Below are 20,944 nucleotides of genomic sequence, written 5' to 3' on the forward strand. Positions count from 1 at the left end.
CAGTCACCGCCACCGGGTGGCCGGCGGCGAACTGACCGCCCCGCTGCCGGCCGCTTCGCGGCGTCGTTGGCTGGGCAGGTCCCCTCCGACCGACGATCGCCGCGGACAACTCGGAAGGGTTGACCCCGCACCGCAGGCCCGCGTCATAGCCCCCCGACCGAACAGGGCCGCCCGGAGCGCCGGCACACCAGTAGACCGTTACCGACAGTTGTGGCATGGATCGGAAATCATCTCGCCGAAACCCTCCACCGCTGAACCCCGTCTGCGACAGGCCCGGCCGACGACGCGGTCACTCGCCGGCGGCCTCCCGGCGCTGCCGGGCCAGCTCCTGAGCGAGGCTGCGCACCGTTGGGAAGTCGAACAGCGACTCCGGGTCGATCGTGATACCCAGCTCCTCCTGGACGCGGGCGACCAGCCGCAGGCCGCGCAGCGAGTCGCCGCCGATGTCGAAGAAGTCCGCCTCCGGGTTCACCTCGGCCACGCCCAGCACCGCGCGGCAGTGCCGCAGCAGCACTGCCTCGTAGTCGTCGTCCCCCGCCGCGCCGGTCGCCTCCGGGGCGGCCTGCGGCGCGGGCAGAGCGAGCACGTCGGTCTTCCCGCTGGGGGTCAGTGGCATCTCGTCCAGCACGACCAGCGCGTCCGGGACCATGTAGCCCGGCAGGAACCGGCGCAGGTGCCGACCCAGATCCTCGGCGTCGACCGTGACACCGGCGGGCGCGGTCACGTACGCGGCGAGCTGCCGGGCCTCGTGAACGGTGACCGCCGCGGCGTGCACGTCGTCGTGGCGCAGCAGCACCTGCTCGATCTCGCCGGGCTCGATCCGGTAGCCGCGCAGCTTGATCTGGCGGTCGGAACGGCCCAGGATCTCCAGCTCGCCGTCCGCCCAGATCCGGGCCAGATCGCCCGTTCGGTACACCCGCCCGTCCGCGACGAAGGGGTCGGGAAGGAAGCGCTGCGCCGTCAGCTCGGGATTGCGCCAGTATCCCTCCGCCACCCCGACGCCGCCGATGTACAGCTCGCCGACGACTCCCACCGGCACCGGCTGCTGGTGCTGGTCGAGCACGTAGAGGCGGGTGTTCGCGATCGGCCGCCCGACCCGTACCCGGGTGGTGTCCGGGTCGATCCGGCTCACGCTGGAGTAGACGGTCGTCTCCGTCGGGCCGTACATGTTCCACACGGACTCGCCGCGCGCCGTCAACGGCGTGACCAGGTCGGCGGGGAACGCCTCACCGCAGCTGTACAACCGGATGCGCGGCGAGCCCTGCCAGCCGCTGTCGATGAGCACCCGGAAGCGCGACGGGGTCGCCTGGAGGGCGGTCACCTTGTGCGCGGCGACGTAGCGGTCCAGCTCCCGGCCGTCCATCCCGACCCGGGTGCCGCCGATCAGCACGGTCGCGCCGGCGAGGAGCGGCACCAGCAGCTCGGCCAGGGAGGTGTCGAACGACAGCGTGGTCAGCGCCAGGAACCGGTCCGCCGGGGTCAGGCCGGGCCAGCGCGTGGCCAGGCTGGAGACCAGGTTGGCCAGCGCGCCGTGGCTCACCGCGACTCCCTTCGGGACGCCGGTGCTGCCGGAGGTGTAGATCACGTACGCGAGGTCGGCGGCGGCCACCGGCGGGAGCGCGACCGGCTCCGCCGGGCCGGGCGACAGCAGCGGGACGCCGAGCTGCTCCGCCACGGCGGCGGCGCCCTCGTCGGCGACGACCAGCCGCAGCTCCGCGTGGTTCGCGACGTAGCCGAGCCGCTCGGCGGGGTACGCCGGGTCCAGCGGCACGAACGCCGCACCGGCCTTGGCGATGCCCAGCAGCGTCACCACCAGCTCCGCGGACCGGTGGTGGCAGACGCCGACCCGGTCGCCGGGGCGTACCCCGGACCGAACAAGCCGGTGGGCCAGCGCGGTCGCCCGCTCCTCGAGCTCCCGGTAGGTCAAGGTCGTCTCGTCGTCGGACACGGCTGGGTGCTCGGGCCGCTCGCTCAGCGTGGCCGCCAGCAGGCCGGGCAGGAGCACCGCCACCGCGCCCGGGTCGTCGGTGTCGTTCCACTCCCGCACGAGCCGGTCCTGCTCCTGCCCGGGCAGGGCCGTCAGCTCGCTGAGCGCGCTCGTGCCGCCCGCGCGGAGCCGGTCGAGGACCAGCCGGAAGAAGGCGAGCAGGGCCTCCGGCTCCCCCTCGGCGAACTGCCGGTCGTCGACGATCGCCTGCACGGTCAGCGTCGTGTCGACCCGCACGACCAGGGTCACCTGATAGTTGGTCCGGGTCTCGTACCGGACGTCGTCGACCCGGACGGTCCCGTCGCGCAGCAGGGCGGCGGTGTCGTCCGGATAGTTCTCGAACACCACGACGGTGTCGAAGAGCGCGACGCTGCCGCTGAACCCGCTGTGTCGACGGATGTCGGTCAGGGGCGTGTGCACGTGGTCCAGCGCCCGCTGTCGGCCCGCGGCGAACTCGGCGAGGGTCGCTTCGGTGCGCAGCCGCACGGGGATCGTGTTGATGAATGTCCCGACCAAGCGGTACGCGTCGGGGAAGTCGACCGGACGCGCTGAGGCGGTCACCCCGAACACCACGTCGTCCCGGCCGCTGTAGCGGGCCAGGGTGAGACCCCAGGCGGCCTCGACGAGGCAACCGACCGTGGTGCGGGCCGCCGATGCCGCCGCCCGCAGTGCGCCCACCTGCTCGGCCGGCAGGGTGAATCCGACCGCACGGAACTCGCCCGAGGGCCGGGCCCCGGGCCGGACCTCCGGCAGGGTGAGCGCGGCCGGCTCGGCGTACCCGGCGAGGTACTCGGCCCAGAACGCCGACGCGGGCGCGGGGTCGAGGCCGCGCAGCCACGTGACGTAGCGGCGGGCCGGGGCGGTCGGGGGCACCGCCGGCAGTTCCCGCCCGCCGACGGCCTGCACCAGCTCGGCCAGGAGCAGCGACGCCGACCAGCCGTCCAGCAGCAGGTGGTGGTAGCTCCAGACGACCAGGTGCTCGTCGGGCAGCCGCAGCACCGCCACCCGCATCAGCGGCGGTCGGGTGAGGTCGAACCGGTAGGTGCGCAGTCGATCGGTGTGTGCCGCCACGGCGTCGGCGCGCTCCTGCGGACCGGCGTCCCGCAGGTCCACCACCTCGACCGGCAGCTCGGCGGACTCGAGCACCACCTGGTGTGGCGCGGCGATCCGTTCCCAGGCGAACCCGCTGCGCAGGGCCGCGTGCCGGTGGGCCAGCTCCTGCCAGGCCCGCTCGAACGCCGCCAGGTCCAGCTCGCCCCGGACCCGGAACGTGGTGAGCTCCACGTAAAGGCCCTCGCCACCGGCGCTGACGCTGTGGAAGAGCATGCCCTCTTGCGTCGGCGACAGGGGGAACGCATCCTGGATCTTGCTGCTCATCGCTGCGACTCCTCGCCGGTTGCGAACATCGTGGTCAGGTAGGCGAGCTGGGCGTCGTCCAGCTCGGCGGCGGAGAACGGCGCGGCGACGATCGCCTCGTCGGCACCTGGGACCTCGTCCGGGGCCGTGGCCTGTCCGGCGGCGTCGCCGACCGGGGTCGCGCCGCCGGTCTGCCGCAGCCGCTGCGCCAGCTCGGCGACGGTGGGGCCGGCGAAGACGTCGCTGGGGGCGAGTTCCAGCCCCGCCTTCCGGGCCTCGGCGGCGAGCTGCACGATCAGCAGCGAGTCGCCGCCGAGTTCGTAGATCGAGTCGTGCACGCCCACCCGTCGTACCCCGAGCAGGTCGGCCCAGAGCTGGGCGAGCTGCCTTTCGAGATCGTCGCGGGGCGCGGTGTAGGGGCGCTCCAGTTCGGGCCGCTCGTGCGTGGCGGCGGGCCGCTGTCGCCGTACGGAGGGCGGGGTGGCCCGGGGCGAGCAGACCACGTGCGGCAGGTACGGGTGGGCAAGGACCCGGTGCAGGACGGCGAGGCCCGCCTCGGTGTCGATGCCCTCCTCCGCCACCGGCGGCTCCTCCGGCGTGCCGCCCGCGACCATCGGCCGCACCGCGAAGCCCGTGGCCACCACCACGGGCGCGCCGGTGGGGTCGGCGACGACCACGTCGAACACGTCCGGCGCGACGCGGGTGAAGTGCGCGAACAGCTCACCGGGCAGGTCGGCGTACTGGACGAGGCGGCGGCAGGCGACGGGCACCCGGTCCCCGCCCGCGTGGACGGCCGCCGCCCCGAGCGCCACGTCGAGCAGCGCCGGGTGCAGCGGGTGCGCATCGAGGTCGGCCCGGTACCGGTCGGCCAGCCGTAGCTGGACCAGCCCTTCGTCGGCGCCCCGCCACGCGGCCTGGACGCAGTCCCAGCGCGGGCCCCAGGTCACCGTGCCGGACGGGGCGTGCGGCACGTCGACCGCCGCGCAGCGGGCGGCCACCGCGTCGAGGTCCAGCGCCGGCCCGGGCCCGTCGATCGCCGCCGAAACGGTGCCGGCGGCCCGGACCCGCCCGTCGGGCGTGACGATCTGCCAGCCGTCGCCGGCGCGGCGCACCGACACCGGGCCGACGGCGGGGCTGAGGAAGGCCGCGTCCCGCAGCTCGACCGGCCCGGGGCCGGAGTCCAGCCGGTACGCCTCGGCGGCCAGTTCCAGCAGGGCCACCGCCGGCAGCACCGGCGCCCCGGCGACCCGGTGCTCGTCGGCGAGCCAGGCCATCGCACCGTCACGCCGGACGCCGAGCAGCCGAGCGGCGCCGTCGTCGCGCCGGGTCGACAGCAGCGGGTGCGCCAGCGGTGCGCCCACGGCCATGCCGACCTGCGACCAGCGGTCCCAGCCGATGGAGGTGACGCCGGGGTGGGCGTGGGCGAACGCGTCGAGGAACGCGTTCGCGGCGACGTAGTCGACCTGCCCGGGGGCGCCGACCAAGGCCAGCACCGAGGAGAACAGCACGAAGAAGTCCGGTCGCATCGGCGCCACCAGCCGGTGCAGGTGGACAGTCCCGTCGACCTTCGGGGCGAGCACGGTGGCGATCTCGTCCGGCCGGCGCAGCGCCAGCACCCCGCCGCCCGGCACGCCCGCGGCGTGGACCACGCCGTGGACGTCGCCGTGCCGGCGGCGTACGCCGTCGAGCGCCTCGGCCAGCGCGTCCGGGTCGGCCACGTCGACCTGCACCACGTCCACGGTGGCCGGCAGCGTGCGTGTCCAGGCCGTGTCGCGGTGTGGCCCGGCGTTCCGGGTGAGCAGCACCAGGGTGCCCGCCCCGCGCGCGGCGAAGGACTCGGCGACGGCGCGGCCGAGGCCGCCCAGCCCGCCGGTGACGAGGTAGGTGCCGCCGGGGCGCAGCCCGCCGTCGGTGGCCGGCAACCGGGCCGGCTCGTGACCCGGCAGCCAGCGGGCGCCCGCGCGCAGCACGACCAAGGGCTCGTCGGCGTCGGCGAGCGCCTCCGCGAGGAGCCCGTCGGCGACCGCCGGGTCGGCCGGGTCCACGTCGACGCAGCGGGCCGTCAGGTGCGGGTACTCCAGCGGCGCGACCCGCACCGGGCCGAGGACCGCCGCGCCGACCGGGTGGCGGGGTCGCTCCGCCCCCACGGGCTGGGCGCACGCGGTGACGAAGATCAGCCGCAGCGGCGCGTCGGGCCACCTGTCGACCAGGGCCCGGACGAGGTCGACCGGGTCGGCGACGGCCTCGTGAGTGCCGCCGTCCACGGCCCGGGCGTGCAGCACCAACGCCGGGCGTTCCAGCCCGTCGAGCGCCTGCGGGTACGACTCACCGGGCGCGACCGGGTACACGGTCGCGCCGGCTGCCCGCAGCCGGTCGGCGAACGCGACGGCCAGGCCACCGTGGTCGGCGACGACGAGGACCGGCCCGGCCGGGGCCACGGCCGGCCGCTCGGCGGCCGGCGAACGCCACCAGGTCGGCGCGAGCAGGTCGGCGCCGGGGGCGGGCCGGCCGCCGGGAGCCGGGGGCCGGCCGCCGGCGGGAGTCAGCCAGTGGCGCTCGCGGGCGAAGCGGTACGTCGGCAGGGGCACCCGGCGTCGGCCCGCGCGCCGGCCCACCGCCGCCCACCTCACGGTCAGCCCGCCGGCCCACAGGTCGGCCAGCCCGGTCAACCAGCTCGGTGGCTCGGCCTCGCCGTCGCCCGGACCGGTCAGGCCGGACACCAGCAGCCGCCCGGACGACTCGGGCAGCCGACGGACGAAGCCGGTGAGCGCCCGTCCCGCGCCGATCTCCAGCACCGGGCCGGTCCACCGGCGCAGGGCCAGCGCCGCCGCGTCGGCGAACCGCACGGGCTCGCGGATTCCCCGTACCCAGTGCTCGGGGCCGGCATCGGTCAGCGACTCGCCGGTCACGGTGGAGACGACGGTGATCGTGGGGGCGGCCGTGGGCACCCGCTCGGCCTCGGCGCGGAACGCCGCCAGGACCGGCTCCGTGTCCCGGGTGTGGAACGCGTGTCGGGTGTCCAGTGGCCGGGCGGCCACCCCCCGGGCGGCGAGCAGGTCGCGCAGCTCCGCCAGCGCCTGCGTGGGCCCGCCGACCACGCACCGGTCGGGCGCGTTGACGGCGGCGACGGCGACGGACGGGGCGAGCAGGGGCCGCAGTTCCTCCTCGGGTAGCGGCACCGCCAGCATCCCGCCCGGCGGGAGCTGCGCCATGAGCTGACCCCGGCGGACCACCAGCCGGGCCGCGTCGGCCGGGGCGAGCGCACCGGCCAGGGCAGCGGCGACATACTCGCCGACGCTGTGGCCGACGAGGCCGGCGGGGGTGACGCCCGTCGCCATCCACCAGCGGGCCAGCGCGTACTCCAGGGCGAAGAGCGCCGGCTGGGCGAGATCGGTGCGAGCCAGCAGCGCCGGGTCCGCCGCCGGGTCGAGCAGCACGGTCCGCAGCGGCGTCGGGTCCGTCCACGGACGCGTCCACTCCAGGGCGGCGTCCAGCTCGGCCTGGAACACGGGCTCGGACCGGTACGCCGACGCGGCCATCCCCGGGTGCCCCGACCCTTGCCCGGGAAAGCAGAAGATGATCCCGCCGCCGGTGGTCGGGACCGGTTGCGCCGCCGCGCGCAGCAGGTCGGCGGCCTGGCCGGTGCTGCCGGCCACGACCGCCCGTCGGCACTCGCCCGGCTCCCGCCCCACCTGCAACGTGTACGCGGCGTCGGCGAGGGAAGCCTGGCCCGGCAGGGCCTCGGCGAGATCGCCGCACATGTCCCGCAGGCCGGTCTCGGTGCGGGCGGAGACCGGGAGCAGGTGCCAGCCGGTGGACGGGGCGGTCACGACCGGCGGGGCCTGGCGCAGCACCAGGTGGGCGTTGGTGCCGCCGATGCCGAAGGAGCTGACCCCGGCGACGCGCGGGCCGGGCCACGGGCGCACCTCGGTGACCACCTCGAACGGCCCCAGGTCAGCGCGCGGCCGGCGCACGTTCACCGTGGGCACCAGCGTGCCGTGCTGCACGCACAGCACGGTCTTGATGAGGCCGGCCATGCCGGCGCAGGTGTCCAGGTGCCCGACATTCGACTTCACCGAACCCAGCGCGCAGCCGGAGCTGTCGCCGAAGACCCGGCGCAGGGCCGCCACCTCGATCTGGTCGCCCAGCGTGGTTCCCGTGCCGTGAGCCTCCACGTAGGACACCTCGTTCGGGTCGACCCCGGCGACCGCCTGCGCGGCGGCGACCACCCGGGCCTGTCCCTCCCCGCTGGGGGCGGTGAACCCGACCTTGCGGCTGCCGTCGTTGTTGACGGCGGTGCCCAGGATCACCGCGCGGACGTGGTCGCCCGCCTCGATCGCGTCGGCGAGCCGCTTGAGCACCACGACGCCGACGCCGCTACCGAAGACCGTGCCGGCGGCGTCCACGTCGAACGGGCGACACCGCCCGTCGGGCGACAGGATGCCACCCTCCGTGTAGCGGTAACCGCGCGCGACGTCGAGCCCCACCGACACGGCGCCGACCAGCGCGGCGTCGCACTCCCCCGCCAGCAGGGCCTCGCTGGCCAGGTGAGCCGCGACCAGCGCCGACGAGCAGGCGGACTGCACGTTCATGCTGGGCCCGGTGAAGCCCAGCTTGTAGGACACCCGGGTGGCCAGGTAGTCCTTCTCGCTGTTCGCCAGCCACTGCACGCCCGACAGGTCACCGAGTTGGTCCGCCATCGGCAGCAGCCGGTGGGTCAGGTAGGAGTTGAAGCCGCAGCTCGCGTAGACGCCGACGGCACCGCCGCCCCGCGCCGGGTACCCGGCGTCCTCCAGCGCGGTCACCGCGCACTCCAGGAAGATCCGGTGCTGCGGGTCCATGACGTCGGCCTCGCGCGGCGGGACGTTGAAGTACCCGGCGTCGAACAGGTCGGCGTCGTCGAGCACCCCGCCGGCCCGCACCAGCCCCGCATCGGCGGGTTCCTCGGCGGGCCGGTCGGCCAGCGAGACGCTCTCGACGCCGGCGAGCAGGTTGCGCCAGAACTGGCCCGCGTCGGCGGCCCCCGGGAACCGGCAGGCCAGCCCGACCACGGCCACGGCGTCGTCGACGTCAGACATCATCTGCTCCTTCCGCACGGCGGGCGGCCCGCCGTCGCGCCCGGTGGTCGCGGCGCTGCTGCGGCAGGGCCCGCGGGTCGGCCCCGTCGGCGGCGGGTCCGCCGTCGAGCAGCGCGGCCAGGTCGGCCAGCGTGGGACGGTCGAACAACTGCACCACGCTGACCTCCCGCCCGAACTCCTCGCCGATGCGGCGCTGGGCGTGGACGAGGTGGAGGGAGTTCGCCCCGAGCTCGAAGAAGTTGCGCGTCGGGTCGACCGTCTCGGTCTCCAACAGCTCCTGCCAGATCCGGGTGAGCCGGGACAGCGTGTCGCCGGTGGAGGCGGCGGTCACGGCCACGGCGGCCGGGGCGGCGGGCTGCGCCCCGGCCCCGGTGTCGGCGCGGGCGGCCAGGGCCTGCCGGTCGACCTTGCCGTTGGCGCTGAGCGGCAGCGCGTCGACGAGGTGGATGCGCCGAGGGACCATGTACTCCGGCAGCCGCTCGGCCAGCGCGGCCCGCAGGCTCCCCGCCAGCCCCGCGACCCCGGCGGGGTCGACGCCCCCGAGCAGGCTGTAGAGCAGTGCCTGGTCGGGCTCCAGCGCCAGCGCCTCGCGCAGCGGCGGGAAGTGCACGTCGCCGATGCCGCACAGTGCCGCGCCGACCTCCGGGGCCCGTTGGCGCAGCAGTTGCGCCATGGACCCCGCCTCCAGCAGGCAGAACCGGTCGGCGTACGCCGCGTAGCCGGCGCCGAGGGCCGACGGCTTCGACACCAGGAAGAGCGCGAAACTGGACGAGGCGAACAGCGGCTGGTTGCCGGCGTCGTACAGCGCCGCCTCCAGTGTGGCGTCGGTGAGCTGGGTCAGGGTGTGTGCCGACGGATCGTGGTAATAGAGGCCGCCGGCCAGCCCTTCGACGCCCTCGCCGTGGACGGACAGGTAGACCTGCACCGGGAACCGGCCGCCGGCCGAGGCGTAGGCAGCCCTCGGCAGGCCGTCGACGAGCTGCTGGCCCAACACGGCGAGAAGGTCACCGACCGTGCCGACGGTGAGTCGGCCGGGGGTGAACGTGTTCGCGCTGCGCCAGCGTCGCACCTGGCCGCTCAGCGTCCCGGCGTCGCCGGGGGCGGGCAGCGGTACCCGCCGGTTCTCGGCCAGGTCGCGGCGGACCGCTGGGCGGCGGAGCCGCTCGTCCAGCTCCGCCAGCCGTCGGGGATCCGGCGGCGCGACCGGCGCGGCCGGGGCGCTCGGCCGGTCGGCCACCACGAACGCGACCAACTGCTGGGCGCTGCCCTGCCCGTGCACGACGACCGAGGCCTCCCGCACGCCGCCCTGCCGTACCAGCGTGGCTTCGATCTCGCCCAGCTCGATCCGCATGCCGCGGACCTTCACCTGCGAGTCGCGCCGGCCGAGGAACTCCACGACGCCGTCGCCGAGGAACCGGGCCCGGTCGCCGGTGCGGTAGAGCCGTTCGCCGGTGTCCGGGTGCGTCAGGTAGGCGGCCTCCGTCAGCTCCGGCGCCCGCCGGTAGCCCAGCGCGACGCCGACGCCGCCGATGTAGAGGTCGCCCGGCACCCACAGCGGTCGCGGCCGTAGCTGCTCGTCCAGCACGTGCAGGCTCTGGTTGGGCAGGGGCCGGCCGTACGGGATGCTCGGCCAGCCCGGGTCGACCCGGCCGACGGGATAGGCCACCGACCAGATGGACGCCTCGGTCGCGCCGCCCATGCTCACCACCGTCGCCCCCGGGCAGCAGCTCCGGATCGCGTCCGGCATCCCCACCGGGATCCAGTCGCCGCTGAGCCAGATCAGCCGCAGCGACGCCAGCGCGGGGTCAACCGCGTCACCGGTGTACGCCAGGAGCATCTCCATCAGCGCCGGCACCGAATTCCACACCGTCACCCCGTGCCGCTGGATCAGGTCCCGCCAGCGGGCCGGGTCGCGGGTGGCGTCGCCGGCCGGCAGCACCACCGTGCCGCCGGCCGCCAGGGTGCCGAACACGTCGTAGACGGAGAGGTCGAAACCGAGCCCGGAGATGCCGAACACCCGGTCGTGCGGGCCGACCGCGAACCGGTCGTTGAGGTGGTCGATGGTGTTGCGGGCGCCCCGGTGGCTGATCATCACGCCCTTGGGCTCCCCGGTCGAGCCGGAGGTGTAGATGACGTACGCCAGCGCGTCGGGGTCGCCCGGCACCGGGGCGGGCGTCGTCGCCGGGTCCGGTGCGAAGCGGATCGCCGGCACGTCGGCCGGCATCCCGTCGGCGCGCTCGGAGGCCTCGGTCACCAGGACCGCGCGGGCCCCGGCGTGGCGCAGCACGTGCGCGACGCGGGCCGTCGGCAGGCCGTCGTCCAGCGGCAGGTACGCCGCCCCGGCGCGCAGGACGCCGAGCACGGCCGCGACCTGCTCCCAACCCCGGCCCAGGAGCACGCCGACGACGTCACCAGGGACGATGCCACGGCCCTGGAGCGTGGCCCCGACCGCGTCGGCGGCCCGGTCCAGCTCGCCGTAGGTCACCGTGCCGGTCGCCGAGACCACCGCCGTCGCGTCCGGCCGCTGCCGCGCCTGGGCGGCGAACGGCTCGTGCAGCAGGCCCTGCGGGACCGGCGCGGCCGTGTCGTTCGTGGCGGCGAGCACCGCCAGGTCCGCCGCCGGGGTGGTCACCGGGCGGGGCTCGGACCAGGCGTCGCCGTCGTCCGCCAGCCGCCGCAGCAGGTCGGTGTACGCGGCGAACATCGCGTCGACCATCCCGTCGGGGAAGATCGCGTCGATGGAGTCCCAGGTCAGCCGCAGCGCGCCGGCGTCCTCGCCGACCTGGTGGTCGAGCCACACCTGCGGGGTCTGAGTGATCGTGTAGACGACCTCGGCCCCCAGCCCGGCCAGCAGCGCCCGTTGGTCGGACGCGCCCGCGCCCAACTCGCTGGTGAAGACCACGGGCATCCGCGCGGCGGCCATCCCACGCCGCTGACCCAGCTCCCGCACGACCTGCACGCCGCTCAGGGTGCGGTGGTCCAGATCGTCCCAGAGCTGGCGCTGCACCCGCTCGGCCCGATGCGCGAACGCGCCAGTGGTGGCGGCGTCGACCGCCAGCAGGCTGAGCGCGGTGAAGTCCCCCACCAGCGACGGCAGGTCCGGGTGGTCCCCGTTGCGGTTGAACAGGGTCAGGTTGAGGGTGAACCGGTCCTGCTCCGCCCAGGTGCCCAGCACCTGGGCGTACGCGGTGAGCAGCAACGCCGACGGGGTGACCCGACGCTGCGCGGCGCGGGCCTGCAACGCCGACCACCGGCCGGCGTCCAGCCACGCCTCCCGCCGCACGAAGCGGGTGGGGATGTCGGGCCGTGGCCGCACCGGCAGCTCCGGCGCGGCCGGCAGCTCGTCCAGCCGACCCCGCCAGTACGCCTGGTCAGCCTCGTGGCGGGGAGCATGGCGCAGGGACTGCTCGTTGAGCACGTAGTCGCGGAAGGACAGCTCCATCGGCTTCGCCGTGAAGGTCCCCTGGTAGCCGGTCAGCAGCTCGCGCAGCAGGATCTGCACGCTGCCGCCGTCGGCGATCAGCGTGTCGATGCTCAGGTGCAGCCGGGTGCGGGTGGGCTTCAGCCGGGTGGCGCGCAGCTCGAACAGCGGCCACACGTCGGCGGGCAACACCTGGTGGGACATGCGGTCCCGCAACCGGGCCAGCACCGCCTCCCGCTCCTCGGCGGGCACGCCGACCAGGTCGGTGACGCCGATGACGTACTCCGGCACCGTAGCCAGGACGTGCTGCCGCCCGTCGGCCTCCACGACCGCGCGCAGCATGTCGTGCCGGTCGATGAGGCCCCGCCACGCGGCCGTGAGCCGGTCCAGGTCCACGTCGGGGACCTCCAGCTCCACGTACAGGTGGCAGGAGACGTCCCCGCCGTCGAGCTGGCCGCCGCGGCCGATCCAGTACGCCCGCTGCACGTCGGTGAGGGGGAACGGCTCGTACCGGTGGGCAGGGTCGGCCACCAGTGCCGCCACCGGGGCGGACTCGTCGGTGCCGTCACCCGCCGACACCGCGCGGGCCAGGTCCGCCACGGTGGGTCGCTCGAAGAGCATCCGCAACGGCAGGTCCACCGCGAAGTCCCGGCGGAGCCGGGTGACCAGTTGGGTGGCCAGGAGGGAGTGGCCGCCGAGCTGGAAGAAGTCGTCGGTGACGCCGACCCGGTCCAGCTCCAGCAGCTCCTGCCAGACCGCGGCGATCCGCCGCTCGGTGTCGGTGCTCGGCGCGACGTAGGGCCGGCCCAGATCGGGCCGGTCACCGCCGAGCGCGGGCAACGCGGCCCGGTCCAGTTTGCCATTGGCAGTGGTGGGCAACCGGTCCACCAGCAGCACCCGGGTGGGCACCAGGTACGGCGGCAGGGCGCCGGCGAGGCGTTCGCGGACCGCGTCGGCGGTCACGACACGACCGGGTTCGGGCACCACGTAGCCGACTAGGGTGGAGCCGGACACCGCCGCGGCGCTGTAAGCCACCCCGGGCACCCCGGCCAGCGCCACCTCCACCTCGCCCAGCTCCACCCGGAAGCCGCGCAGCTTGACCTGGTGGTCCCGCCGGCCCAGGAACTCCAGCCGGCCGTCGCGGCGGAACCGGGCCAGGTCGCCGGTGCGGTACATCCGCCCGCCGTCGCGCCACGGGTCGGGCAGGAACCGCTCCGCCGTCAGCGCGGGCCGGTCCAGGTATCCGGCGGCCACCCCGGCGCCGCCGAGATGGAGTTCCCCCGCAACGCCCACCGGCACCCGAGCACCGCGCTCGTCCAGCACGTACGCCACGGTGTTGGCCAGCGGCCGGCCGATGGTGACGACGTCGTCGCCGACCACCTCGCAGGTCGACCAGACGGTGGTCTCCGTCGGGCCGTACATGTTGCGGAGACGCGCGCCGGTGACCTCCCGCACCTGCCGCACCAGCGCCAGGTCGAGGGCCTCCCCGCCGAGCAGCAGTTCCCGCAGCCGGGCCAGGTGCGCCGCGCCGGGCTCGGCGAGCAGCATCCGCGCCTGCGACGGCGTGCACTGGAGGTGGGTCACCCCGTGTGCGGCGACGAGGTCGGTCAGCGGCAGCTCGTTGGCGGCGACAGCGCCGGCGGTACGGCGCAGCTCGTCCAGGGCGGGCAGGCTGGCCAGCACCGCGTCGGGGTCCACCCCGAAGTCGATCAGGCAGGCCACCTCGTCCACCCCGACCGCGGCCAGCCGCTCCACCAGGGAACGGCACTGTTCGACGGTGCCCAGCAGCGCGTCCCCGCCGAAGTACCGGGCGCAGGCGTGGTCCAGCAGCGCCTCGGCGTCGTCCTCGGTGAAGTCCGCCGAGCGGATGTCCAGCCCCAGCCCCCGGGCGAGGTTCTCGATCAGGCCGAGGGAGGAGCGCAGGTAGTCGCGGAACGGCTGCCACGCGGCCGCCCGCACCGCCTCCGCGTCGGTGCCGACGAACGTGTGCACCATCAGTGTGACGTGTCCGTCACCCGGATGCCCGGCCTCCCGCCAGGCCGCCCGGTACAGCGCGATCTTCTCGCCCAGCTCCGGCACGGACTGGCCGAGCAGATGGGTGAGCAACCGCGCGCCGAGGCGGCCCGCCGTACGGAAGGTCTGCGGGTTGCCCGAGGAAGTGAACCAGACGGGCAGTTCGGGCTGGACCGGGCGGGGCAGGACGGCGACGGGCACCTCGCGGTCCCCCGGGCCGGCGAAGGCGACGCGCTCGCCCCGCCAGAGCCTGCGGACCTCGTCCAAGGCACGCACGGTGACGTCCTGCCGCTCGGTGTAGGCGTCCTTGGCCAGGACGAAGTCGTCGACGTGCCAGCCGGTGGCGAAGGAGACGCCCACCCGCCCGCCGGACAGGTTGTCCACCACCGACCACTCCTCGGCGACGCGCACGGGGTGGTGCAGCGGCAGGACGACGCTGCCGGCGCGGAGGCCGACCCGGGTGGTGCTGACCGCCAGCGCCGCGGCCAGCACCGACGGGGCCGGGAACGGGCCGCCGAAGGAGTGGAAGTGCCGCTCGGGCAGCCACACCGCCTCGAAGCCGTGCTCGTCGGCGAAGCGCGCGCCCTCCCGGAGCAGCCGGTACTGCTGGTCGCCGGGTTCGGTCGCGGCGCTGGCGAAGTAGAACAGGCTGAACGTCGGCGCCGACCGCTGGGCGGGCACGTCGGAGGTCAGCACCACCCGGTGTCCCCGGCTGAGCGTCCAGAGCAGCTCCAGCACGGAGATGTCGAACGACACGCTGGTCAGCGCGAGCCAGGTGACCGGCTCGGTACCGGCCAGCTCCCGGTCCATCGCCACCAAGAAATTCGTCAGGTTGCCCTGGGTGACGACGACGCCCTTGGGGATGCCCGTCGACCCGGAGGTGTAGATGACGTAGGCCGGCAGAGCCGGGTCCGGGGCGACGGCCGGGGCGGGCACCGGCCGCGCCGCCGGGTCGGCGGCGGCGTCGATGTGCAGCAGCGGGCTGCCGGCCGGGGCCGCGTCGCGGGTGTGCCGGTGGACCAGCACCAGCTTCGCCCCGGCGTCGGCGGCGACGAGTTGCAGCCGGGCCTGCGGATAGGACGGGTCCAACGGCAGGTATGCGGCACCGACCCGGTGCGCGGCGAGCATCGCCGCCACCAGGTCCGGGGTACGCCGCAGGCACAGGCCGACCCGGTCACCGGGCACGACGCCCGCCACCCGCAGCCGGCCGGCCAGCTCCGCGACCCGCTCGTCGAGCTGCCGGTAGGTCAGCGTCCATCCCGTGCCGGTCAGCGCGACGGCGTCCGGCTTCGCCGCGACCTGACGGGCGAAGCCGGGCAGCGCGCCGTCCTCGGGATCCAGCGGCACGCTCGTGTCGTTGCCGGCGTCCAGCTCCGCCCGCGCCTCGTCGGGCAACGCCACCAGCAGGCCGAGCCGCTGCTGCGGGTCGGTGAGCGCCCGGTCGAGCACGGTGGCGAACATCCCCACCATCGCCTCGACGGTCGCCTCGTCGAAGAGGTCCCGGCTGTACTCGCACACCCCCGTGACCCGGTCGCCGTCCACGGCCAGGTCCACGGCGAGGTCGTACCGGCAGAGCCCGTTGTCCAGCTCCGCCACCTCCACGGCCACGCCGGGCAGGCTCAGCTCGCCCATCGGCACGTTCCGCATCCCGAACAGCACCTGGAACAGGGGCGCCTGGTTGAGGTGGCGCTCCGGCCGCAGCTCGCGCACCAGCCGCTCGAAGGGCAGCCCGTCGTGCGCCAGCGCGCCGAGCACCACCTCGCGGGCCCGGCCCAGCAGCTCGGCGAAGGTGGGGTCGCCGGAGACATCGCTGCGCAGCACCAGGCTGTTGACGAAGAGCCCGACCAGCGGCTCCAGTTCCGGCAGGGCACGCCCCGCCACCGGGCTGCCGACCACCACGTCCGGCTGCCCGGACCAGCGGTGCAGCACCGCGTTCCAGGCGGTCAGCAGCACCACGAACGGGGTCACGCCGGCCGAGCGGGCCAGCCGCTCCAGCCGCGCGGTCAGGTCGGCGTCCAGCGTGAAGTGCACCCGGCCGCCCCGATACGACGGCGTGGCGGGGCGGGGTCGGTCGGTCGCCAGGTCCAGCACCGGCGGGGCACCCGCCAGCCGCTCCCGCCAGTACGACAGGTCCTCCGCGCACGCGTCGTCGGTCAGCCGGGCGCGGTGCCAGGCCGCCCAGTCGGCGTACTGCACGGGCGGGGGCGGTGGTTGCGGGCTGCCGTCCCGGGCCGCCCGGTAGCCGGCGGCCAGCTCACCGAGGAGCACCGCCCGGGACCAGGCGTCGCCGACCATGTGGTGGTTGCTGACCACCAGCAGGGAGCGCTGCTCGTCGACGCGTACCAGCAGGGCCCGGAACAGTGGCCCGGAGGCCAGGTCCATCGGCCGGGCGGCCTCGGCCTCGGCGAGCGCGAGCGCCGCCGCCCGGTCGGCGGCCCGCGCCACGGCCAGCCGGAACGGACCGGCGGGAAGGACCCGTTGGACAGGTCCCTCCGCGATCACGGTGCGCAGCGCCTCGTGCCGGGCCACGATGCCGTCCAGCGCCCGCTCCAGGGCGGGCACGTCCAGCTCGCCGGTCAACCAGAGGCCGACGTACTCGTTGTAGCTGGCGGTGCCGGGCTGGAGCTGCTCGACGAACCACAGTCGCTCCTGCCCGAAGGAGAGCGGCACCGGCGCGTCCGGGTCGCGGCGGGGCACCCGGGGCGCGGGCGGCGCCACGCCGGCCCCGCCGCCGATCCGCCGCTGGAACTCCGCCCGCTGCTCGGGGGTGAGGCGTCGGAGGCGTTCCTGCCGACGCTCGCCGGGGGACATGGGCTCGCTCATGAACGCTCCAAGTCAGCGACGATCAGGTCTTCGATCCGGGCGGCGAGGTCGGCGACCGTGCCGCCCTCGAAGAGCACCCGGACCGGCACCTCCACCCCGAACCGGTTGCGCAGTTGCGCGATGAGCTGCGCCGCCATCAGCGAGTGCCCGCCGAGCTGGACGAAGTCGTCGTTCACGCCGACCCGGTCGAGGCCCAGCAGGGCCTGCCACACCTCCGCCAACTGCTCCTCCAGCTCGTCGCCCGGAGCGACGTAGGCGGTGGCGAGGTCGGGTCGGGGGTGGCGGACGGTCGGAGCGCTGAACCCACCCGTGCCGGGCAGAGTCAGTCCGTCCGGGCCCGCCGAGCCGGAGCGGACCACCAGGGCCTGCCGCGCGCCGTCGGCAAGGCACTCGGTGAACGCCCGCGTCGCCTGCTCGGTGGTCAGGGCGTCCACGAGCAGATGCCGCTGCAACTCCCGCAGGTCCGCGGGCAGGTCGGCGTCGTGGGCCATGCCGGCCTCCGCCCACATGTCCCAGTTCAGCGACAGCACCAACCGGTCGCCGCCGGCCTGCGCGACCCCGTCGAGGTACGCGTTGGCCGCCGCGTAGTCGCACTGGCCGTACGTGGGCACGACGGCCGCCAACGACGAGCAGAGCACCACGAAGTCGGCCTCGTCCGGGCGCAGCGCCGCCAGCACGTTGCGGGTGCCGTCGACCTTCGGCGCGAGGACGGCCCGCATCTGCGCGTCGTCGCGCCGCTCGACCGCGCCGCCGCCGGGCACACCGGCGGCATGCACGACGCCGTCGATCCGCCCGTACCGCTCCCGTACCCGGGCGAACGCCGCGGCGAGCGCCGCGGCGTCCGTGACGTCGGCCTGCTCGACCACGACGGTGGCACCGGGAATGTCGCACTCCCCCGGCCGCCGGCCGATGAGGACGAGGGTGCCGGCGCCGGCCTTCGCCAGGGCGGCGGCGAGGACGCGGCCGATGCCCCCGAGGCCGCCGGTGACGACGTACACACCGCCGGGACGCACCGGGCTCGGCGCGGGGCGGGGCGCCCGCACCTCCGGCCGGCGGGCCCACACCCGCCCGGCCCGCAGCGCCAGGACGGGCCCGTCCACCGCCATGGCGCGCAGCACCAGCTCGGGTTCCGCACCGGCGGCGGGCAGGTCGAGCTGGACGCAGGAGAGGTTGTCGTACTCGGTCGGCAGCACCAGCACCGGGCCGGAGAGCATGGTGGCCTCGGGCACCGCCCGCTCCACGCCGTTGAGCGCGAACGCGCCCCTGGTGAGCACGCCGATTCGCACCCGGTGCAAGACGCTCTGCGCGGTCATCGCCCGCACCAGACGGACCAGGCTGAAGTAGCCCCGGTCCTGCTCCGGGCTCGACAGGCTCCAGCCGTGCAGCACCACCGTCGGGGTGCGCACCAGCGCCCGCAGGTCGGTGAGCAGTTGTTCGTACTGGGCCGGGTCGGACGGGTCCAGCTCGTACACCCCGCGCCGCACGCGACGGTACCCGTCGCCGGGCAACGCGCAGGTCACGATCTGACCGGAGCGGTTGAGCAGGTCGACCAGCGTGTCGGTACGCCCGTCGGGGTCGGCGAGGACCAGCCACGTCGCCCGGTTGCCGGGCAGCGCGTCCACCGGTGGCGACACCGGCTGCCAGCCGAACCCGGCCAGGGTGGCGCCACCGGCGACCGCCGTGGCCGTCGACGCGGCGGGGGCGCCGGGCTCCACCCAGTAGCGGCGGTGCTCGTACGGGTACGTCGGCAGGTCGGTGATCCGACCGGCACCGCCGACGCGTGCCCAGTCGACGACCGCGCCGTGCGCCCAGAGGCCGCCGAACGCCAGCCGCGCCGCGACCCGCTCGGGCTGCTCGCCGCGCGCCGACAGCGGCGGCGGCGCCCAGCGCAGCTCGGGCAGCCCGGCCGCCTCGGCGAACCGGGTCAGCGTCCCGCCCGGTCCCGTCTCCACCAGCACCGTGCGCCCGCCCGACTCCGCCAGCGCGCGCAGGCATTCGGCGAACCGCACCGGCTGGCGCATCTGCCGCACCCAGTAGCCCGGGTCGGTGGCCTCCTCGGCGGTGAGCCAGGTGCCGGTGAGGTTGGACAGCACCGGCACGCTCGGGGCGCGCAGCGTCATCGCGCCCAGCCGCTCGGCCAGCGGGGCCGCCACGTCGTCCATCGCCCGGCTGTGGAACGCCCGGTCGACCGCGAGCGCCACCACGCCCTCGCCCTGCGCGGTCAGCTCCCCGCTCGCCGCGGCCGCCGCCTCCGGCGGGCCGGAGAGCACGCACGACGCCGGGCCGTTGACCGCCGCCATGTCCAGTCCGTGCGCGGCGGCCACCTCGGCCGCGCGGCTCTCCGGCACGGCGACGGCGATCATGGCGCCGGGGGCGAGCCCGGCCATCAGCCGACCGCGCTCCGCCACCAGTGCGAGCGCGTCACCCAGGCTGAACACGCCGGCCAGGCAGGCCGCCGTGTATTCGCCCAGGCTGTGGCCGAGCAGCGCGGCCGGCGTGACCCCCCGCTCCTGCCACAGCTTCGCCAAGGCGTAGCTGACGGTGAACACCGCCGGCTGGATCTGTTCGGTGCGGGTCAGCTTCTCCGGCGACCACAGCCACTCTCGCAGCTCGGGCAGGTGCCCGACGCACTCGTCCACGGCGGATCGGAACGCCGGCTCGCCGTCGTAGAGATTGCGACCCATGCCGGCGTACTGGGTGCCCTGGCCGGGCAGCAGGAACGCCACCTGCGCCCCGTCGACGTCGGCGCGGCCGGTGACGGTGGCCGGGCCGACCAGCACCGACCGGTGCTCCAGCTCGGTGCGGCCGGTGCGCAGGGTGTACGCGACGTCGGCCGCCCGCCGGTGCGGCAGGCAGGCGCGCACCCCGTCGGCCAGGGTGGCCAGCGCGGTCGGGGTCGCCGCCGACAGCGGCAGCGGCAGCCACTGCCCGTCGGCGTCGGGGCCGTCGGCGGAGTGGGTCGTCGGCGGGGCCTCCTCCAGCACCACGTGCGCGTTGGTGCCGCCGATGCCGAAGGCGCTGACGGCCGCGCGCCGGGGGCCGGCCACCGGCCAGTCCTGGGCCTGCTCGGGCAGGAAGAACGGACCGTCGGCCAGCCCGAGGTCGGGATGCGCCTTCTCCGCGTGCGGCAGCGCGGGGATCCGCCCGTGCCGCAGCGACAGCACCGTGCGGATCAGGCCGGTGACGCCGGCCGCGGTGTCCAGGTGGCCGAGGTTGGCCTTGACCGAGCCGAGGGCGCAGCGGTGGTCGCCACCGCCGTACACCTGGTTCAACGCGGCCACCTCGATCGGGTCGCCGATGGCGGTGCCGGTGCCGTGCGCCTCGATGTAGCCGATCGACGACGGCGCCACGTCCGCCATGGCCAGGGCGTCGGCGAGCACCGCCGCCTGCCCCTGGACGCTCGGCGCGGTGAAGCCGACCTTGCGGCGGCCGTCGTTGTTGACGGCCGAGCCGAGAAGCACGGCGTGGATCCGGTCGCCGTCGGCGAGGGCGTCCGACAGCCGTTTGAGCACGACGACGCCCACCCCGTTGCTGAACACGGTGCCGTTGGCGTCGGCGGAGAAGGGCTGGCAGCGCCCGTCGGGCGACTCGATGCCCTCGTCGGCGGCGAGGTAGCCCACGCGGTGGGGCACCGTCACCGACACGCCCCCGGCGAGCGCGACGTCGCACTCGGCCGCGAGCAGGGTCTGGGCGGCCAGGTGCACCGCCACCAGGGAGCTGGAACAGGCGGTCTGCACGGTCACGGCGGGGCCGGTGAGGCCCAGCTTGTACGCCACCCGGGCGGCCAACTGGTCCGGCTGGTTGGCCTGGTAGAGCATGGGCAGGCCATGGCGGGCCAGCAGGTCGGGCCGGGGCAGCAGGTTGTGGATCAGGTAGCTGCTGAGCATCCCGGCGGCGTAGACGCCGACCGCGCCGTCGACCCGGCGCGGGTCACAGCCGGCGTCCTCCAGCGCCGTACGCGCCACCTCCAACAGGAGGCGCTGCTGCGGGTCCAGCACGGCCGCCTCGGCCGCGCTGTAGCCGAACAGGGTCGCGTCGAACCCCTCCACGTCGTCCAGCACGCCCTTGACCGGCACGTAGTTCGGGCTGTCCAGCAATTCCGCGGGGACGCCCTCGGCCCGCAGCTCCTCACGGGAGAACCGGGTGAGCCCGCTGTCACCGCGACACAGCAACTCCCACAGCTCGTCCGGGCTGGCCGCTCCGGGGAACCTGCCCGCCATGCCGACTACCGCGATCCGGTCGACCTCGTCCATGTCCCTGTCCAAT

At 75.4% G+C, this 20,944-nt stretch carries 4 protein-coding genes; all 4 read right to left on the bottom strand.

From position 1 onward, the window contains the following. Nucleotides 1-289 precede the first annotated feature (289 nt). The 4 genes from ACFY3U_RS22500 to ACFY3U_RS22515 are packed head-to-tail and all read right to left on the bottom strand — an operon-like array spanning nucleotide 290 to nucleotide 20,943. On the bottom strand, nucleotides 290-3,364 hold the full coding sequence (locus tag ACFY3U_RS22500) for an amino acid adenylation domain-containing protein (RefSeq protein WP_387204949.1): 3,075 nt from the start codon (nucleotides 3,362-3,364) through the stop codon (nucleotides 290-292). After that, entirely contained in the window at nucleotides 3,361-8,421 is a 5,061-nt protein-coding gene (locus tag ACFY3U_RS22505; RefSeq protein WP_387204952.1) for an SDR family NAD(P)-dependent oxidoreductase, read from the bottom strand. The genes ACFY3U_RS22500 and ACFY3U_RS22505 overlap by 4 nt, the downstream gene beginning before the upstream one ends. Next, nucleotides 8,414-16,678, bottom strand: a complete 8,265-nt coding sequence (locus ACFY3U_RS22510) for an amino acid adenylation domain-containing protein (RefSeq protein ID WP_387204955.1) — start codon at nucleotides 16,676-16,678, stop codon at nucleotides 8,414-8,416. Before ACFY3U_RS22510 ends, ACFY3U_RS22505 begins: the two co-directional genes overlap by 8 nt. Then, complete coding sequence (locus ACFY3U_RS22515; RefSeq protein WP_387204958.1) at nucleotides 16,675-20,943, bottom strand: SDR family NAD(P)-dependent oxidoreductase; 4,269 nt, start codon at nucleotides 20,941-20,943, stop codon at nucleotides 16,675-16,677. Before ACFY3U_RS22515 ends, ACFY3U_RS22510 begins: the two co-directional genes overlap by 4 nt. Between the last annotated feature and the right edge of the window lies 1 nt (nucleotide 20,944).

This window comes from Micromonospora sp. NPDC000089 (assembly GCF_042899365.1).
GTDB lineage: Bacteria > Actinomycetota > Actinomycetes > Mycobacteriales > Micromonosporaceae > Micromonospora.